The 15,279-nt window shown below is 47.5% G+C and carries 12 protein-coding genes; 7 read left to right on the top strand and 5 right to left on the bottom strand.

The window, feature by feature from the left end:
- Positions 1-85: 85 nt before the first annotated feature.
- The 3 genes from ACQCN2_RS01865 to ACQCN2_RS01855 all read right to left on the bottom strand — a co-directional run bounded on the left by ACQCN2_RS01865 (position 86) and on the right by ACQCN2_RS01855 (position 3,397).
- Entirely contained in the window at positions 86-1,093 is a 1,008-nt protein-coding gene (locus ACQCN2_RS01865; protein ID WP_426927183.1) for an LCP family protein, read from the bottom strand.
- A 103-nt stretch (positions 1,094-1,196) separates the two neighbouring features.
- Positions 1,197-2,369 carry a thiolase family protein gene (locus ACQCN2_RS01860; RefSeq protein ID WP_426927182.1) on the bottom strand — a complete coding sequence of 391 codons (1,173 nt, stop codon included), beginning with the start codon at positions 2,367-2,369 and terminating at the stop codon, positions 1,197-1,199.
- Positions 2,370-2,467: 98 nt separating this feature from the next.
- Complete coding sequence (locus tag ACQCN2_RS01855) at positions 2,468-3,397, bottom strand: 50S ribosomal protein L11 methyltransferase (RefSeq protein ID WP_426927181.1); 930 nt, start codon at positions 3,395-3,397, stop codon at positions 2,468-2,470.
- A 173-nt stretch (positions 3,398-3,570) separates the two neighbouring features.
- Here ACQCN2_RS01855 and csaB point away from each other — a divergent pair, with 173 nt between their 5' ends.
- On the top strand, positions 3,571-4,683 hold the full coding sequence (gene csaB, locus ACQCN2_RS01850) for a polysaccharide pyruvyl transferase CsaB (protein WP_426927180.1): 1,113 nt from the start codon (positions 3,571-3,573) through the stop codon (positions 4,681-4,683).
- 23 nt (positions 4,684-4,706) lie between these two features.
- Positions 4,707-5,555: a class I SAM-dependent methyltransferase gene (locus ACQCN2_RS01845; protein ID WP_426927179.1), complete on the top strand. Its 849-nt coding sequence runs from the start codon at positions 4,707-4,709 to the stop codon at positions 5,553-5,555.
- Positions 5,556-5,654: 99 nt separating this feature from the next.
- Here the strand turns inward: ACQCN2_RS01845 and ACQCN2_RS01840 are convergent, their stop codons facing one another.
- A complete protein-coding gene (locus tag ACQCN2_RS01840) occupies positions 5,655-7,280 on the bottom strand; it encodes a putative polysaccharide biosynthesis protein (RefSeq protein ID WP_426927178.1) in 1,626 nt (541 codons plus the stop codon).
- Positions 7,281-7,381: 101 nt separating this feature from the next.
- Between ACQCN2_RS01840 and ACQCN2_RS01835 the strand changes: the two genes are divergently transcribed.
- Positions 7,382-8,761, top strand: coding sequence for a phenylacetate--CoA ligase family protein (locus ACQCN2_RS01835; RefSeq protein WP_426927177.1), 1,380 nt, complete (start codon positions 7,382-7,384; stop codon positions 8,759-8,761).
- Positions 8,762-8,785: 24 nt separating this feature from the next.
- Here ACQCN2_RS01835 and murJ read toward each other — a convergent pair whose 3' ends face one another.
- Positions 8,786-10,321, bottom strand: coding sequence for a murein biosynthesis integral membrane protein MurJ (murJ, locus tag ACQCN2_RS01830; protein WP_426927176.1), 1,536 nt, complete (start codon positions 10,319-10,321; stop codon positions 8,786-8,788).
- A gap of 159 nt (positions 10,322-10,480) precedes the next feature.
- Between murJ and ACQCN2_RS01825 the strand changes: the two genes are divergently transcribed.
- The 4 genes from ACQCN2_RS01825 (at position 10,481) to ACQCN2_RS01810 (ending at position 15,275) form a co-directional block, all read left to right on the top strand.
- A complete protein-coding gene (locus ACQCN2_RS01825) occupies positions 10,481-11,758 on the top strand; it encodes an O-antigen ligase family protein (RefSeq protein ID WP_426927175.1) in 1,278 nt (425 codons plus the stop codon).
- Between the two features lie 50 nt (positions 11,759-11,808).
- The gene (locus ACQCN2_RS01820; RefSeq protein ID WP_426927174.1) at positions 11,809-13,455 is read left to right on the top strand and encodes a hypothetical protein; all 1,647 of its coding nucleotides are present in this window, start codon (positions 11,809-11,811) and stop codon (positions 13,453-13,455) included.
- Positions 13,448-14,266 carry a hypothetical protein gene (locus ACQCN2_RS01815; RefSeq protein ID WP_426927173.1) on the top strand — a complete coding sequence of 273 codons (819 nt, stop codon included), beginning with the start codon at positions 13,448-13,450 and terminating at the stop codon, positions 14,264-14,266. The genes ACQCN2_RS01820 and ACQCN2_RS01815 overlap by 8 nt, the downstream gene beginning before the upstream one ends.
- Positions 14,267-14,483: 217 nt before the next feature.
- Positions 14,484-15,275, top strand: a complete 792-nt coding sequence (locus tag ACQCN2_RS01810; protein WP_426927172.1) for an HAD family hydrolase — start codon at positions 14,484-14,486, stop codon at positions 15,273-15,275.
- The last annotated feature ends 4 nt before the right edge of the window (positions 15,276-15,279 follow it).

Raw genomic sequence — 15,279 nt, 5'->3', positions numbered from 1 at the left:
TATTCGAAATATAAAGAATTTTCCAACAAAAATTTCACAAAAGCCCAACCATCCTCCTCTTGGGCAGAAAAGTTGAGCTTAAGAGTCACGGAGCTAACGCTTGTTTAAATCTCTGATGAATTCTCGTCCGTTCCTTTTCAGTGACCAAGTAATACCACCCGCGAATGCCATGTCTCCAGATGCGCTCGTCTGATCCTTTTAACGTATCGGTCTTGAGGGTGTTGTTTTTAGGATCGTAGTAGGTGACTAACAACGAGGCAATTTCCTGATCCGTTAAATCTGTTTTGACGTGCTGTCCAAGAACATCCATCAGCTTAAACGCTTTGACAAAGGCTTGCACAGAATCCCCTTTGTTAGCGAGCGCACTCAAAATCTCTTGCTGACGGACAATCCGTTCGTAGTCACTGTCATCCGCTCCTTGGTCGCTCTTGCGGTATCTTGCATAATCAAGCGCCTGCTTGCCATTCAGTGTTTGCCGACCGGCTTTCAAATCAATATAGGTATCATCTGTCGGGTCGGTATATTTCATCGTTTTTTTCACATTGACTTCCACGCCACCCAGTTCATCCACAATTTTGCGAAACCCTTCAAAGTCGATCGTCATGTACTTGTCGATTGTTAAATGAAAATAGCTTTCCAATGACTGCTTGACCAGCTTGGGACCGCCAAAGGCCATTGCATGATTCACTTTGTCATACCCTCTGCCTGGGATATTCATGAAGGTGTCGCGAGGGATGGAGAGCAAATAAGCGCGTTGATTCTCGGGGTGAACAGCAGCAAGAATCATCGTATCGGAACGAGCCCGTTCACCGTCTCGACTGTCAATGCCGATCAACAGCAGCGTAAAAGGCTTGAGTGGCGCTGGTTTGCTCAATAGTTCCAGAACGGGCGGCTTTGCAAAGAGGCGGGGAGGATCTGACGGTTGTGTTTGGGATTGTGCTTGGGCACCGTTGGTTAAGGGTTGATACCAATTCCTCGTCATTTGATTAAAGGAGAACATTGTATAAAAGATCGTGCCGACCACTCCAACAAATACGAAAAGAGCAATGACCCGGATAATACGCCGACTGCGATTAGCGGTTTGAGACTTCATTCTGAACAGCCAACCTCCCAAATCAAAAGAAAACCCCATCTTCTTGAATAGGACGATGGGGTTTCACTTCCATTCTTGCCGGAAGCAAGAGGTTTTATTCAGTTTATCGTTCAATGATCATGGTCATTCCCATGCCTCCGCCCACACAGAGCGTTGCCAGTCCGCGCTTCACATCCCGCCGTTGCATCTCATGCAAGAGGGAAACGACAATTCGACTACCGGTCGATCCGACTGGGTGGCCAAGCGCAATTCCACTGCCATTGACATTGGTGATCTCTCTTGGCAGCTCCAACAGCTTCTCTACCGCCAGATATTGTGCGGCAAATGCCTCATTCACTTCAATCAAATCGATATCGGCTAGGGTGAGATTCGCTTTGGCTAGGGCTTTTTGTGTTGAGGGAACAGGACCATAGCCCATCAAGTCAGCTTCCACTCCCGCCCAAGCGTAGGAAACAATTCGAGCCAGCGGGGTTAATCCTAACTGATTCGCTTTGCTCTCTTTCATTAGAAGCACGGCAGAGGCGCCATCATTGAGACCGGATGCATTGCCGGCCGTTACTGTGCCGTTATCACGAAAAGCAGGTCGCAAGGTGGCTAGACTCTCAAGGGTCATATCGTTACGAGGGTGTTCATCTGTCTCAAACAGGACCGTCTCTTTTCGTTTCTTTAAAGGGACGGGTATGATTTCTGGCTGGAAATATCCGTTCTCGATTGCCCGGATCGCGTTCTGATGACTGCGATAGGCGATTTCATCCTGCTCCTCTCGTGTGATTCCATATTTGTCCACCAAACGCTCTGCTGTTTCACCCATCAGAATGTTGTGATGGGGGTCAGTTAAAAGCTCCCACATGGAATCCGTCATCTCACCGTGCATGAGTCTCTTGCCCCAGCGAGAGTTTTTGAGGACGTAAGGAGCATTGCTCATGCTCTCTACTCCACCCGCAATCACTACTTCCGAGTCACCCAAGAGGATTTGTCCAATACCGCTCACGATTGCTTGCATCCCGGAAGAGCATTGGCGTTGTACAGTATGACCTGTCACTTCTTTGGGCAATCCAGCGTCAATGGCCGCTGTTCGCGCAATATTAGGTTCATCTGTCCGCTGGATGCAGTTCCCGAGAATCACTTCATTTACTTGTGAAGGATCAATGCCCGAGCGATCCATCACACCTCGAATCGTTACTTCCGCCAGTTTGCGAGCGCTTACATCTTTTAGCGAGCCGCCAAATGTGCCAATTGGCGTTCGGCCCGCAGCAACAATCACTACGGATTCCACCAGACACTCCCCCTCGAATGATCGAAATAGGTACCCAATCGGTTTCTGACTTGGCATCGGACAAACTCACAAATTTTCCGTTCGGGTACCTCTGAAGATTATTCTTTATTTTCGCACAACTTGGTTACAAGTGTCACCCACTCATTACTGGTCGTCTCTTGTACAAGCTCAAACCCTCCATCCGCGTAGGCTTGGATCACTTTTTCCTTATTCCATGTCACGATCCCGGATAAGATCGCGGTACCTCCGATTCGCAAAGAATTTCGTACCACGGGGAGCATGGTGATATCTTCATCGCCGCCAATGTTGACCATCACCAGATCCATTTCTTTCGGCAAGGGTGTAGAATCTTGGGCAAGCGGGTCTGTAATGATGACCTCAACAGCTTCCCCTGGCAATTGGTTCAGCGTGAGGTTTTGATTGATCTGCCAGTCCGATTCCGGATTAATATCGACGGCAACGACAGGAGTGGCGGCTCCCAGTTTGACACAGAATAAGGAGAGAATACCCGAACCTGCTCCAATATCCAGTACTTGTTGATTATTAAGATTTATTTTTTGCAAATACGTGATCATATCCTGCGTCGTCACATGATAACCGGTTCCAAAGGCCGCTCCGGGATCAATCCACATAATATGGGAGGAATCTGGCAACTCTTCCGCTGGTGTCCAAGATGGAGCAATGGCCCACTCCCCCACCGTAACGGGTTGAAACTCGTCTTTCCACGATTCGTTCTCTTCCTCTACAAGCTCGTGAGCCATAAGACTTACCTGGTTTTCCCAGCGTGACAGATAATCACGGAACTGCTTAACTGCCTGCTCCACGGAATCATGTAAGGGTTCAAACACATACCCAATCAACGGCTTCTCCTGTTGTTGCGCGAAATCATAGCCATTATCCGTTACAATAACTTCGATTTGGGGTTCAGTCCACCCTAATGTATAGTTGCTTTCTAAAAGGGAGGCGGTAAAAATCTCCTCCACTTCCTCGGAAAGCACAAGCGTATATTTTAACCACATGGATGCCATGTCTCGTTCTCCTTTCTTTTGGACCATTCAATCGTCATCGATGCTTAGGCTGGGTGGGGATTCTCTTTACTTCTTTCTATTTTTTCTATTATACTTGAGGATGTGCCTACGAATTAGACAAGCTCTCCTGATGAGCCTGTTGTTGATTTTGATTGAAGAAAGAAGGTTCTCTCATGCCGCGAATTTTGATCTCCGGGTATTATGGATTCAATAATGCCGGGGACGACGTCGTTCTCTATGGAATTATTTCCTCGCTTAGACGGGAACAACCTCATATCTCACTCTCTGTCCTGTCTAATCAGCCAAAACGCACGACATCGCTGTTTGGGATTCCTGCTTTTGATCGCTGGAACTTGAAGACTATTGTCCGCGAATTAAAAAAGAGTGATCTTCTCGTAATGGGCGGCGGAACCTTGATGCAGGATGTAACAAGTCCTCGCAGTGTACTATATTACCTCGGAATCGTCACGATTGCCAAGATGCTGGGTAAGCCGGTGGTATTCTACGCGCAAGGATTCGGTCCGATCCTGAAATCGTTCAGCCGATTTATGATTAAGCAAGTTGTCAACCGCGTGGATGTGATAACTGTCAGGGATTATGAGTCAGGTGAAGACTTCAAACGCTGTGGTGTAACCAAGGCTCCACTTTACGTGACAGCAGATCCGGCTTTGACCATCCATCCTTCTGAGGTCCCGATTGAACGTGGCAAGGAATTGCTGGAGGGGCTCTTTGATGATTTGACCAAGCCGTTGATTATTTTTTCCGTGCGTGACTGGAAGCAGGAGCAACACTTCAAATCCGTCATTGCCGAGGCGGCTGATACTTATGTGGAAAAAGGCTGGAATGTTCTTTTCCTGCCCATGCATTACCCAAGCGATATCGCTCCGTCCCAAGAGATTCTTGCTCAAATGAAGAATCCTGGGGCCGCTCTCATAGAAGAACACCTCAATTTCCATGATATTATGAGTTTGTTGAAGCTTGGCAGCTACGTCGTTGGGATGCGTCTTCACTCGTTAATTCTGGCGTGTATGCTGCATGTTCCATTCTTGGGGATTTCCTATGATCCCAAAATTGATCGCTTTGTTCAGCGCTCCGAAATGCCTTGCGCGGGCCATATTACAGAGCTGGATACGAAGTCGTTCATTTCGCTGTTACACGAGCGTACCGAAAATCGAGAGCAGGAACAGCAAATTGTTATTAAAACCTCTCAACTGCTGGCCAAGGAAGCCAAAAAGAGCAGTGAGCTGGTATTACAGGCTCTGTCCCATAAACCAGAGCAAAACTAGTTGTGCAAGAGGAGGAAATCATCTTGTCTGTTGCTTCAAATCTGTTGATATCCATGAATAAACTATTTTCCCTTCCCGTTCATCCGTTTAACCTGGCGAATGACGGCAAGATGAGTTATACCGAGTGGCAATTCGTCAAGGGAGAGCAAACGATTCAATTCTTTCTTCCCTACCATACCCAAGAGCAGATGTTCACAGGAAAAACCGTCCTGGATATCGGGTGCGGCGGTGGCGGTAAAACGTGCTACTACGCAACACATCAACCAAAGAAAATTATCGGTATTGATATCGTGCCCCACTATGCGGAAGAAGGCAACGCGTTCGCGCGTGAAAAAGGGCTCGGTGATATCGCCGAATTCATGACAGGTGACGCGTCCAATATGCCGTTCCTTGATGAAACCTTTGATACTATCATCATGAACGATGCCATGGAACATGTGGATCAACCGGAAAAAACGTTGGAAGAATGCTTCCGCGTCTTGAAAAAAGGTGGACACATCTTCATTAACTTCCCACCTTACTACCATCCGTACGGGGCGCATCTCTCTGATGCGATTGGAATCCCTTGGGTGCATTCCTTATTCTCTGAACAAGCGATGATTGATGCGTATAAACAGCTAGTCAGTCATCTGCCGGACGGGAAAGATCGAATTGGGTTTCGGATCAGCCGCAAAGCCAACGGTCGTGAATATTTCTCCTATATCAACCGGATGACGATTGCCCGCTTCCGTCGAATTCAAAAGGGCGTCCGCTATCCAGCCGTATACCAGTCGGAGATCCCTCTTCGCTCTGTCGTTGCCGGTTTGGCAAAACTGCCGGGACTTCGCGAGTACTTAGTGAAAATGGTCGTGTGTGTGTATCAAAAGAAATAAAATTTTATCGATAGAATAGGAAAGACCCGCAGATCTCTGCGGGTCTTCTGTCTTTTAGGAAGGAAAGCAGGCGGTACCGAAAACATTAGCGCCGCAAGCTTATCTTCGTCTTTCAATGGATTCAAGAACTCTAGAGAAGTAAGTAGAGCCGGGCAGCCATTCCAGCTCGCTTTTGTCTAGTAATGGAACAATGAAAGCCATTCCCAAGTAAAAAATCAATCCGACTCCCACTCCGGCTACCGTCTGGACGGCTCCAAGGAGGCGTTGCCCCAAATGAACGTGATGGCTGAGGTAAAACATGACTCCATTAGAAGTTCCCCACGCCAAAACCAGCATCAGAATCGCCACAATCAGCGGATAGACAAAATCCTTACGCACATGAATCTTAATTGGAACCAAACGACGAATGACACGGATATTCAACGCACAAGTAAAAGAAGTAGCAACCACCCATGATAATGCCAGTCCATCCATTCCAAGCCAGGAGGTAAATACGAGAGTAGCAACGATTTTCATTCCAACCCCGTATGCGAGATGACGTGCGGGGACTTTTTCTTGTCCCAACCCTTGCAGAATTCCATTGGTGGCGAGCAACATGGACAGGGTTATCGCGCTAATCCCCAGTATGGCCATGGCCCCAGTCCCATCTGTATCGCCATATAAGGCAAGGTTGGCTCCTTTTGAGATCGCTGTCAGTCCAAAACCAGCCGGTAATCCAATCAACCAAGCAAATCGGTAAGAGATTCGAGTGAGTCCCTGAATTTCTTTCTGATCTCCCTTCTGCTTCGCTATCGCAATCGCAGGCACAATGGAGAGCGCGATGGAAGCACCGAACAAACTGGCTAGCTGAAGCAACGGGCCGCCACGACTGTAAATGCCAAACCAGGTGTCGGCCATCACAGCGTCCAAATGCCAAATGGAGCGAAAAATATTAATAGCCAGAAAAGAATCCACCAAACTAAAAATCGGAATCACCAATGCGCTGACACAAATCGGCCAAGAGATTTGCCACATTTTACGATAAAATGGCCGATCTGCCCACCAAGCTTGTTTTCTCCAATCACTTGTCTGAGGAAGCGGCTCTCTGCGCAGGTGCCATACATAAAACCCGATCAAGATCACGAAGCTAAGTGACGAACTGATCACGGTCCCTATATTCACTCCGGTAATGACCGCATCCGTATCTTCCCCAAGCGACACCAGATAAAGCGACGCGATTAGAATAAAGCTGACGCGCAAAGCCTGCTCAATTACTTGCGAAACACCGATGATCAGCATCTTCTGTTGTCCATAAAAGAACCCGCGCAGTACCGCGATTAACGGGACAAACAGAAGGGATAGCGAGATCGCTCGAATGGGAGAGACAAGATGGGGATTGCCCATTGCCATCGAGATAAATGGAGAACTTACGTATAGCAGGGCGAATAAAATCACCCCAATGCCCCCCATCATCAGCATGCTTCTGGCAAGAATCGGCTTGATCTCTTCTTGCTTCCCCTCCGCCAGCACCTCCGCAATCATCCGCGACAACGCTACTGGAACCCCTGCCGTCGCCAAAATCAGAAAGGTCAGATAGAGCGGATAAACCTCTTGATATAACCCCAATCCATTATTTCCAACGATGCTTTGCAGCGGGATGCGGTAGAACATTCCAATCACTTTGGACAGAATGCCGGCCGCGGCAAGTATTAAAGCGCCGCTAAGAAAATGACTTTTTTTACTCATTAGTTAACTCCTTCGGTAGAATGCACCCTTCCATCCAATGGCAATACTAGGGTTATGAGGGGACGACTCCCTGTCTATTTCCTGTTAGGAGAGATTACGAGATGTCGATACACGGATGGTTGATTCGCAATATTCAATGGCCACTTATGGAAAAGCGCAAGGGCAACCAGATACGCCAATTTATGCGTGAAATGGATATGCATGGACGCAAGCCTGTTCATGAATTGGAACAGATCAAGCGACACAGGCTAACCAAACTATTGGCGCACGCTGTACATCGTGTTCCGGCCTATCAGCGGTATCAAAGCGCCTTTGAGAAGGCGATCCATCGACCCGATTGGGACCCTGTTCGTTTTTTACAAGAAATCCCGGTGTTGACCAAGAAAGATTTCAACCATGACCCGTATGCTTATATGACCAAAGGAATCCAGAAAGCTTCACTCATCGCCAATCGAACCGGGGGCTCCACTGGTGAGCCAACCCGCTTTTATCTGGATCGACATACGATCGAGCACTATGAAGCCGCACGCTGGACTGGCCTTTCCTGGCACGGAATTCGCATAGGTGATCCAAGTGTCATGATTTGGGGTTCACCCATTGAGCTTTCCCAGCAGCAATCCAGAAACTATGCGTTAAAAGAACGGCTGCTGAAAAATCGTAAGTTCATTCCAGCCTATGATTTGCAGGAGACCAAGCTTCACTCCTATGTCGAGTTGCTCAGAAAATATCGTCCGATGTATTTGTACGGATATGCTTCTGCACTCGCCCTGTTTGCCAAATTGCTAGAGAAACATCAGCTTATCCCAAAGGTTACTCGTCTGAAGGCTGTAGTCTCGACCGCCGAAAACCTTCTCCCTGAACAGCGTGAGGTAATTGAGCGAGTATTTCAATGCCCTGTTGTCAATGAGTATGGAGCTCGTGATGGCGGCATCATAGCGTTTCAATGTCCGCAGCGACAAATGCATCTATTTGAAAACAACTGCTTGGTTGAAGTAGTAGATCTCACTTCCAAGAAGCCTGTACAAGCTGGCGAGCACGGTTTGATTCTGGTAACCGATCTGCACAACTACTCCATGCCGCGACTTCGCTATCAGCTCAACGATGTTGTGACTCTTTCTCCCAAACCGTGTTCGTGCGGTTTAACCTCCCCCGTTCTTGAGCGAATCGAAGGACGGGAAGATGACGTCTTCGTCAAATCGAACGGTGAATATGTGCATGGTCACTTCTTTAATCATATCGCAAGGAATTTGAGTGGAATCGAGTCCTTCCAGATTGTTCAGCATTCCCCTGAAGCGTTTACGTTGCAGGTAGTGAAGAATCCGGATCACTGCGAATCTCAAGCAGAATCACAGTTTGTCGAGCGAATCCGTCAATCCTTTGGAGATGTTTATATCAACGTCCAATATCAGGAGCAGATTCCTGCCACCCCGTCTGGTAAAATCCGCTATGCGATCCGTGAATTCCCGCTGACTACCGTGTAAAGTTTGTACGATTGACTTCCTGCCTTAAGCTTGGTTGGCTTGTTGATTACGACGAAGCAGCTTATTCAGTATTTCTCCCAGCAACGGTTCCTTGGTGACTATCAGGACAAGCAGATAAACGATGGCCCCACCTGATACGCCAATAAGTAGATGCAGCCAAACCGGCAGTCCCGCAAGGATTCTCTCTCCCGCAATGATCGCCGCTGCCATGAGAGCACTGGCGACGGTTGCTTTGAGACTGGTAATCCAGAAGGATCTTGTGAGAGGCTGCCCGATTTTTTTCCATAAGAACAGATACAACAGGATGGTCTGGAAGCATAACGATACGGAATAGCTAAGCGCTACACCCCCGTGAGATAGATACGGGATACTGATATAAGCGGTCAATAGATAAAATCCAATACCAAACACCCCGATGATCACGGGAGTACGCGTATTCTCCAGCGCGTAAAAAGCGCGTGTCAGCATGTCTTGCGCTGCCAGAGCGAATATACCAATGCTGTACATCACCAATCCCCAGGTCGTCCAAATCACGGATTGTTCATCGAAGCTTCCTCCTTGACGCACAAAGAAGAGGCGAATGATTGGTTCTCCGTACAGCATCATCCCCACTGTCATCGGAAGAAGCAGGATAAAGAGGTACTGAATGCCTTTTTGCAGGATGGATTTCATTTGATCCATCTCACCGCGTTTGACATAGCTAGCCAACAGCGGAAATAACGGCATCGTAAAAGCGGCCACGAAAAACACCGTCGGAAGCTGGGCAATTTGCTTGGCGTAGGAAAGCGCCGCTACTTTTCCCTCTCCTAGTCCCGCCGCCAGATATCGTTCCAAAAAGGTGGTAATTTGACTAATCGTTGAGCCGATCAAAATGGGGATGACGCGCTCCCCCATACTACGCATAATCTCATCATTTACCAATCGAGATGGCGCACCAATGGAGTAACCAAATTTGCGAATTGTTGGCATCATTACAATCGCTGTCGCCACAAATCCCAAGGTTGTCCCAATGGCTACCCCATCAATGCCCCAAAACGGAACCAATAAATAGAAAGCAAGAATAACCATCGCTCCATTCGCCACACTGCCGAGCGTAGGCGTGAAGAAGTGATGATGCGCGTTGCAAAAGCTGGTCCATAAGCCCGCCCAGCCGATGAAGATAACAGATGGCCACATCCAGCGAAGCAATTGTGTGGCGAGAGCTGCTTTGGCGCCTGTTAATCCCAGCATCGAGCTAATCCATGGAGATGCCCAGATCCCCACTACGGTAATGACAAGGAAAATCAATGTCACAATCAAGAGCATTTGATTATAGAGAGACTGAGCCCGCGCCGCGTCTTTTTTCTCCAGTAATCCGCGCAGGGTGGGAATTAATACAGCATTCATCGCCCCGGGAATCACCAGAAACAACGTCATCGGAATGGTTAACGCCGTAAAGTAAGCGTCAGCCTCCATCCCTGTTCCATAATAATTCGAAATATAAATGGTCCGAATAAATCCGAGAAATCGGCCAATTATCGTCAATATCAAGATCATCATCGCTGTTTTCGCAATATTCATCAGTTAAACTCCCATCTCGCAAAACTATTTGTATCATATAGCATTTTCTACGGATCGACCAGCTATTTAGTTGAAGAAGAAATTGTCTTTTCTTGTAGATGTATTGACTGATACCGTATAATGGTTAAGTTCAACATACTTGTAGGGGGACGAGTCCCAATGAAACAAAAGATATTCTCACTAGCTAGTGACTCAACCAATTGGCTTTACTTACTCTTGTTTTATCCGATAATCGACTTTTGCTTGCGCAAGTTCTTGCCACTCCCAGGGCTCACCTCTTTCTGGGATGAAACGGTGCTACTTGTATTGCTCGCCTTTATGTTCGGTGCGTATCTAAGCAGAGACCGAGTATTGCCCAACATTAAACACGTTTTGATCGCGTTCATCATCTTTGGAATCGGACTGATGGTCAGCGATATGACGAACTTCGCAGCAAGCGTCGAAGGTTTCCGGGCGATCTATGAATACCTGGTCGCATTCTACATCGGGTTTTACCTGATCAGAAGCGCCAACGACTTCGACAAATTCATCAAGATTCTGGTCTTCGTCGGATTTATCGTGGCCTTGATCGGGGTACTTCAGGTCGTGTTTCATGTTCAGACTTCACAAGGCTGGGTGAATGAAGGAGAAACGATGAAAACCCGCGCCTTCTCCATCGTGACAAGTCCCAACGTTTTGGGAAGCTACATGGCGTTTATTTCCCCGATTGCACTTGGATTGGTGCTGAAAAGTAAAACGAACAAAGAACGAGCCATTTGGATGGTCATGGCTCTCACGATGATTGCCGCCTTGCTCTTCACTGGTTCTCGCGGTGCCTGGTTTGCTTTTGGCGTTGTGATTCTCTTCGGCTGCTATTTATGGAACCGCAAAACCGCCTTGTACCTGTTTATCGCTTGCATCATCGGACTTGTCGTATTATGGGTCGCTCCCGAAAATACGCCGTTACTGGGTCAAGTGAAGAATCGTCTGGGTACCCTTTTCACCTGGGAATACCTACAGAAGAGTACCTCTGATGGACGGATTGCCCGCTGGACCAACGCTTATAACCAGATGCGCCTGGAGCCGCTTTTCGGTACCGGACTGGGACATTATGGCGGAGCTGTAGGTTCTCGATACTTCGGAACCATCTATACAGACAGCTACTTCTTCAAAACAATTGCCGAGACTGGACTGATCGGAATCGGACTAATGATCACATTTGTGGCCATGATTGTTCGTTATTGTCGAGCTCTAGTCAGACGCTGGACAAACACTCCGAATTACTTTTTGGCATTGGGAGTGCTTTGCGGAATGCTCGCGGTTGCTCTCCATAACCTGGTGGAAAATATTTTTGAAGTGCCGTTCATGCTGATTTATTTCTGTTTGATTGGCGGATTCGTGACAGGCCTTCTGCACGATGAGAATAAAAAAGCCTCCGATCAATCGCTTTCTAAGTAAAAAAACAACAGCTTGACTGTTATATCCTTGACAGGAAAAAGGTGAATGCCATGCGCCAGTTTTTCAGATTACAAACGCTTTACTGGGCGATTTACGCCTTAGCCTTGTTTCTGATTTACCATTTAATTATCAAAATTGCATTTCTTGAAGGTTCATGGATTGCCTTGGTGATCTTCGTACCGTTCATGCTGCTCGCCAGCCTCTTGATTCACCGAGACGAACGCAAGCAGGTGATCGTGTTCACACTTGGCTTCTTGCTCCTTGATCGTTCCTTAGGTCGAGTAGATACTACCTCTACGATTGCCCTGATGTTTGGTGGGGTGATCGCAATTCTTGTAATTGCGCTGCTCGCTAAACTCTATGGTCGACTCGCCTGGAATGCGATTCTTGCCCTCATCTTGGTTGCCGTTGGCGTCAATGCCGGGATCAATCAGGATAATCTGGCAGCCCTAAACCATTTTTACCTCAAGTGGGAGTCAGATCGTCTCTATACCGGGAATTGGGTTGATTACTTCCCTACCACGTTGTACGACGTAGACCATGATGGCAAGATGGAAGTCATCACGTTCGGAAACGTAGACGAAAAACAGAACCAAGAAGAAAAAAGACCATCCACTGACCAAGAAAAGAAAGAACAGGCAGAAAAGATGGTTCGACTTGATCCAGAACCAGTAGAGATGTACGTCTTTGGATGGAAGAATGGACAGATGGAACGCATTCCTGTTTCTTCGATTAAGCCGGAAGATATGGCCAAGATCAAAGAACAGATGCCGATTGATTATCCAGGCTTCCCGTACTACTTGATCAAAGACAAACAATTAGTTCCTACTGTTCAGCGACAACAGTTTGCTGAATCCATGCTTGAGACAGGTACAGGTCCATATCGCGCCTTCCTGTTGGACATGCAGAACATCGATCATCAGCTGTCTGTCAATCAAGGAGCAATGGATCGCCGTCAACAGTTTAGCAAACCGAGCAAGTTCTCCAATATCGTTATTCAAAATGGAGTGCTTTCGGGTAGCTACGAGAATCATCCGTTCCATACTGCAACGGATGCGACGAAGATTCTCGACACGATGAAGCTTCCGGATGGACGCGAAGGTTTGATTGTGTTGGGTGAGCATCTGGCCGTACTAACAGTTGATGCTGCCGGAAACGTTCAGGAAGCTTACAAACTGGATCGCAAAGAGATTAACGGCTTAGCTACAAGTGATGTAATTGTGTCTGACATTGACCATGACAATACAGATGAACTTTTGATTGCCAACACTCCGTCTTACATCCTGAAACCAACAGCCAAAGGCGATTGGCAAATTCTTTGGGTGAGCAAAAACACGGAAAAAGATCTCGATAAGAGCTTCCGCTTCTCCAACGTGTCAGCCGTAGGGGCTAACCAACAACCAGAGATTATCGCTAAGGCCAAAAGCTGGGTAAGTGAGCAGGGAACACGTTATCTGACGGGCTATCAGTACACTCCAGCCGGATTGGAACAGACCTGGCGGATCTATTTGCCTCTGATCAACGTTCAGGTAGGCGATATTGACGGTGACGGTCAGAACGAAATTGTAGCTGAAATCTACAATACCCATCGCCTGTTGATATTTGAGCGCCACGACGTGCCTGTCCTTATGCTGACTATACTCTTGTTTATTGGCCTTGTAGGATATGGTTTCGTAAGGAGGTTCCGCCATGCGTAAGCTGCATCTGAGTGTGCTTGCCGTCATCGCGTGCGCCGCCCTGTTAAGCGGATGCACCTATGAATCAGGCACAAAACAATTCGCCAATACATTGAAGCCGGAGAAAACCGAACAACCTATTGCCACTGCTCAAACCGAATCTGGCCTCGAATGGTTTAAAGCCTCTTTGAAAAACGCTGAGACGAACAAAGATGCTCAACAGTTCTGGTACAACGGCTACATCAAAAACACCATCCTCTCCCGTCAAACAAACGGTATGTTTGATGGGGTCGTGATGAAGCCTACGGGATATCTGGTGAACGCATCGATTGCGACGCAGAAGTATCAGTATCTGGTTCGCGATGGCAAAGGGTATATTCGCGCTTCCGACAATTGGCTGGAAACGAAGGAAAACCCGCTCCCGATCAACGTCATGCAAGGCTATGAGGATTGGCTCCCCTTCCTTGACAAGGCGGTTCAGCTAGAAGACGAGAAAGTTCTCGGCACCATGTGTGTTCCTTTCCAAATTAAAATTTCTGGAGAAGAATGGCTGGCGAAAAGCAAAACGGATTTGTTGGCTCCATTCAAGAAGGAGTTGGCTAACCGTCCCGATCTACAACAAATCCTGAAGAACTCTACCGTGAAGATGACCTTCTGGATTGGCAAAGATCCGACTGACCGCCTGCTTCATCAATACCAGACGTGGATTATTCTTCCGATTCCTGGTGCTGGGTACATGGATCAGGAAGTCATCTATCGCTTCTTCAAATACGGTGATCCAGGGATTAAACTGACTGATCCTAAAGAAGTCGAGAAATATTTGTTAAAGTAGCGAAAACTTTTTATTGCTTATGTGAAAAAGGACTGTGTAACCCAGGTCAGCCTGAACACACAGTCCTTTTTTAGTAGATAGGAATTTATAAAAATTCCTATCTACATAAGTGCAACTACGGCTCTGCTGTCGCCAAAGGCTCTGCAATCGCCGAGTTTTCTAATCATCGTACCTCAACGTTTAGCATTGTTGAACTATTAGAGAAGAGGAGAAAATCATGATCCGACTACTTGCCCTTGATTTGGACGACACACTGTTATCCCGCGATTTATCCATTTCCCCACGCAATTTCACGGCAGTTCAAGCTGCGAGACAACAAGGAGTTGAAGTGATTCTGGCTACCGCTCGCGGCTGGTTTGGCACCCGAAATTACTATCAACAACTACAACTGAATAGTATGGCAGTGTGCGGCTCTGGAACCAAAATCTACGATCAGCAAGAAGCCTGCGTTAAAAGCTGGACCATTCCCCTTGCTGTGGCGAAGGAAATTCTGAATGTGGCTGAACGTAATGACATCATGATGATCTGCTCGTTGCCGGACAAAAATTTATTTAATCAGGTACGTCCTGACTGGGAAGACAAAATCCGACCTGGCATTGACATCCTCGTTCCCAATCTGGTTCAAGAATTGACGCAAGCTCCCACTCAGCTCTTTGTCAAAGGAGAACGAGAAGTTCACATTCTCCAGGAGGCCTTGTCCACCAGCCATCCAGATTACGCGGTGCATACCCTGTTGTATCAAGACGGTATTCCAGAGATGATGATCATTCACCCCAACGCCAACAAAGCGAGCGGAATTGCGTGGGTATGTGAGCAGCGCGGCATAGACCAAAGCGAAGTCATGGCGATTGGTGACAGCGCCAATGACCTATCGATGATCTCTTGGGCTGGGACAGGTGTCGCTATGGGATGGGCACCCGAACATGTAAAAGCCGCTGCCAACTTTAGTACCCACCCGGAAGATTTGGATGGAGTGGCAACGGCGATTCAACAATACATTTTGGATTAAATCA

The sequence above is a fragment of the Brevibacillus ginsengisoli genome (assembly GCF_050113715.1).
GTDB lineage: Bacteria > Bacillota > Bacilli > Brevibacillales > Brevibacillaceae > Brevibacillus_H > Brevibacillus_H ginsengisoli.
The sequence above is the reverse complement of the archived record's forward strand: the minus strand, read 5'-3'. Positions and strand labels throughout refer to the sequence as shown.

Coding starts and splice junctions, on each gene's coding strand:
- ACQCN2_RS01865 (WP_426927183.1), bottom strand. CDS start 1,093: ATGAAGTCTCAAACCGCTAATCGCAGTCGGCGTATTATCCGGGTCATT.
- ACQCN2_RS01855 (WP_426927181.1), bottom strand. CDS start 3,397: ATGGCATCCATGTGGTTAAAATATACGCTTGTGCTTTCCGAGGAAGTG.
- csaB (WP_426927180.1), top strand. CDS start 3,571: ATGCCGCGAATTTTGATCTCCGGGTATTATGGATTCAATAATGCCGGG.
- ACQCN2_RS01840 (WP_426927178.1), bottom strand. CDS start 7,280: ATGAGTAAAAAAAGTCATTTTCTTAGCGGCGCTTTAATACTTGCCGCG.
- ACQCN2_RS01835 (WP_426927177.1), top strand. CDS start 7,382: ATGTCGATACACGGATGGTTGATTCGCAATATTCAATGGCCACTTATG.
- murJ (WP_426927176.1), bottom strand. CDS start 10,321: ATGAATATTGCGAAAACAGCGATGATGATCTTGATATTGACGATAATT.
- ACQCN2_RS01825 (WP_426927175.1), top strand. CDS start 10,481: ATGAAACAAAAGATATTCTCACTAGCTAGTGACTCAACCAATTGGCTT.
- ACQCN2_RS01820 (WP_426927174.1), top strand. CDS start 11,809: ATGCGCCAGTTTTTCAGATTACAAACGCTTTACTGGGCGATTTACGCC.
- ACQCN2_RS01815 (WP_426927173.1), top strand. CDS start 13,448: ATGCGTAAGCTGCATCTGAGTGTGCTTGCCGTCATCGCGTGCGCCGCC.
- ACQCN2_RS01810 (WP_426927172.1), top strand. CDS start 14,484: ATGATCCGACTACTTGCCCTTGATTTGGACGACACACTGTTATCCCGC.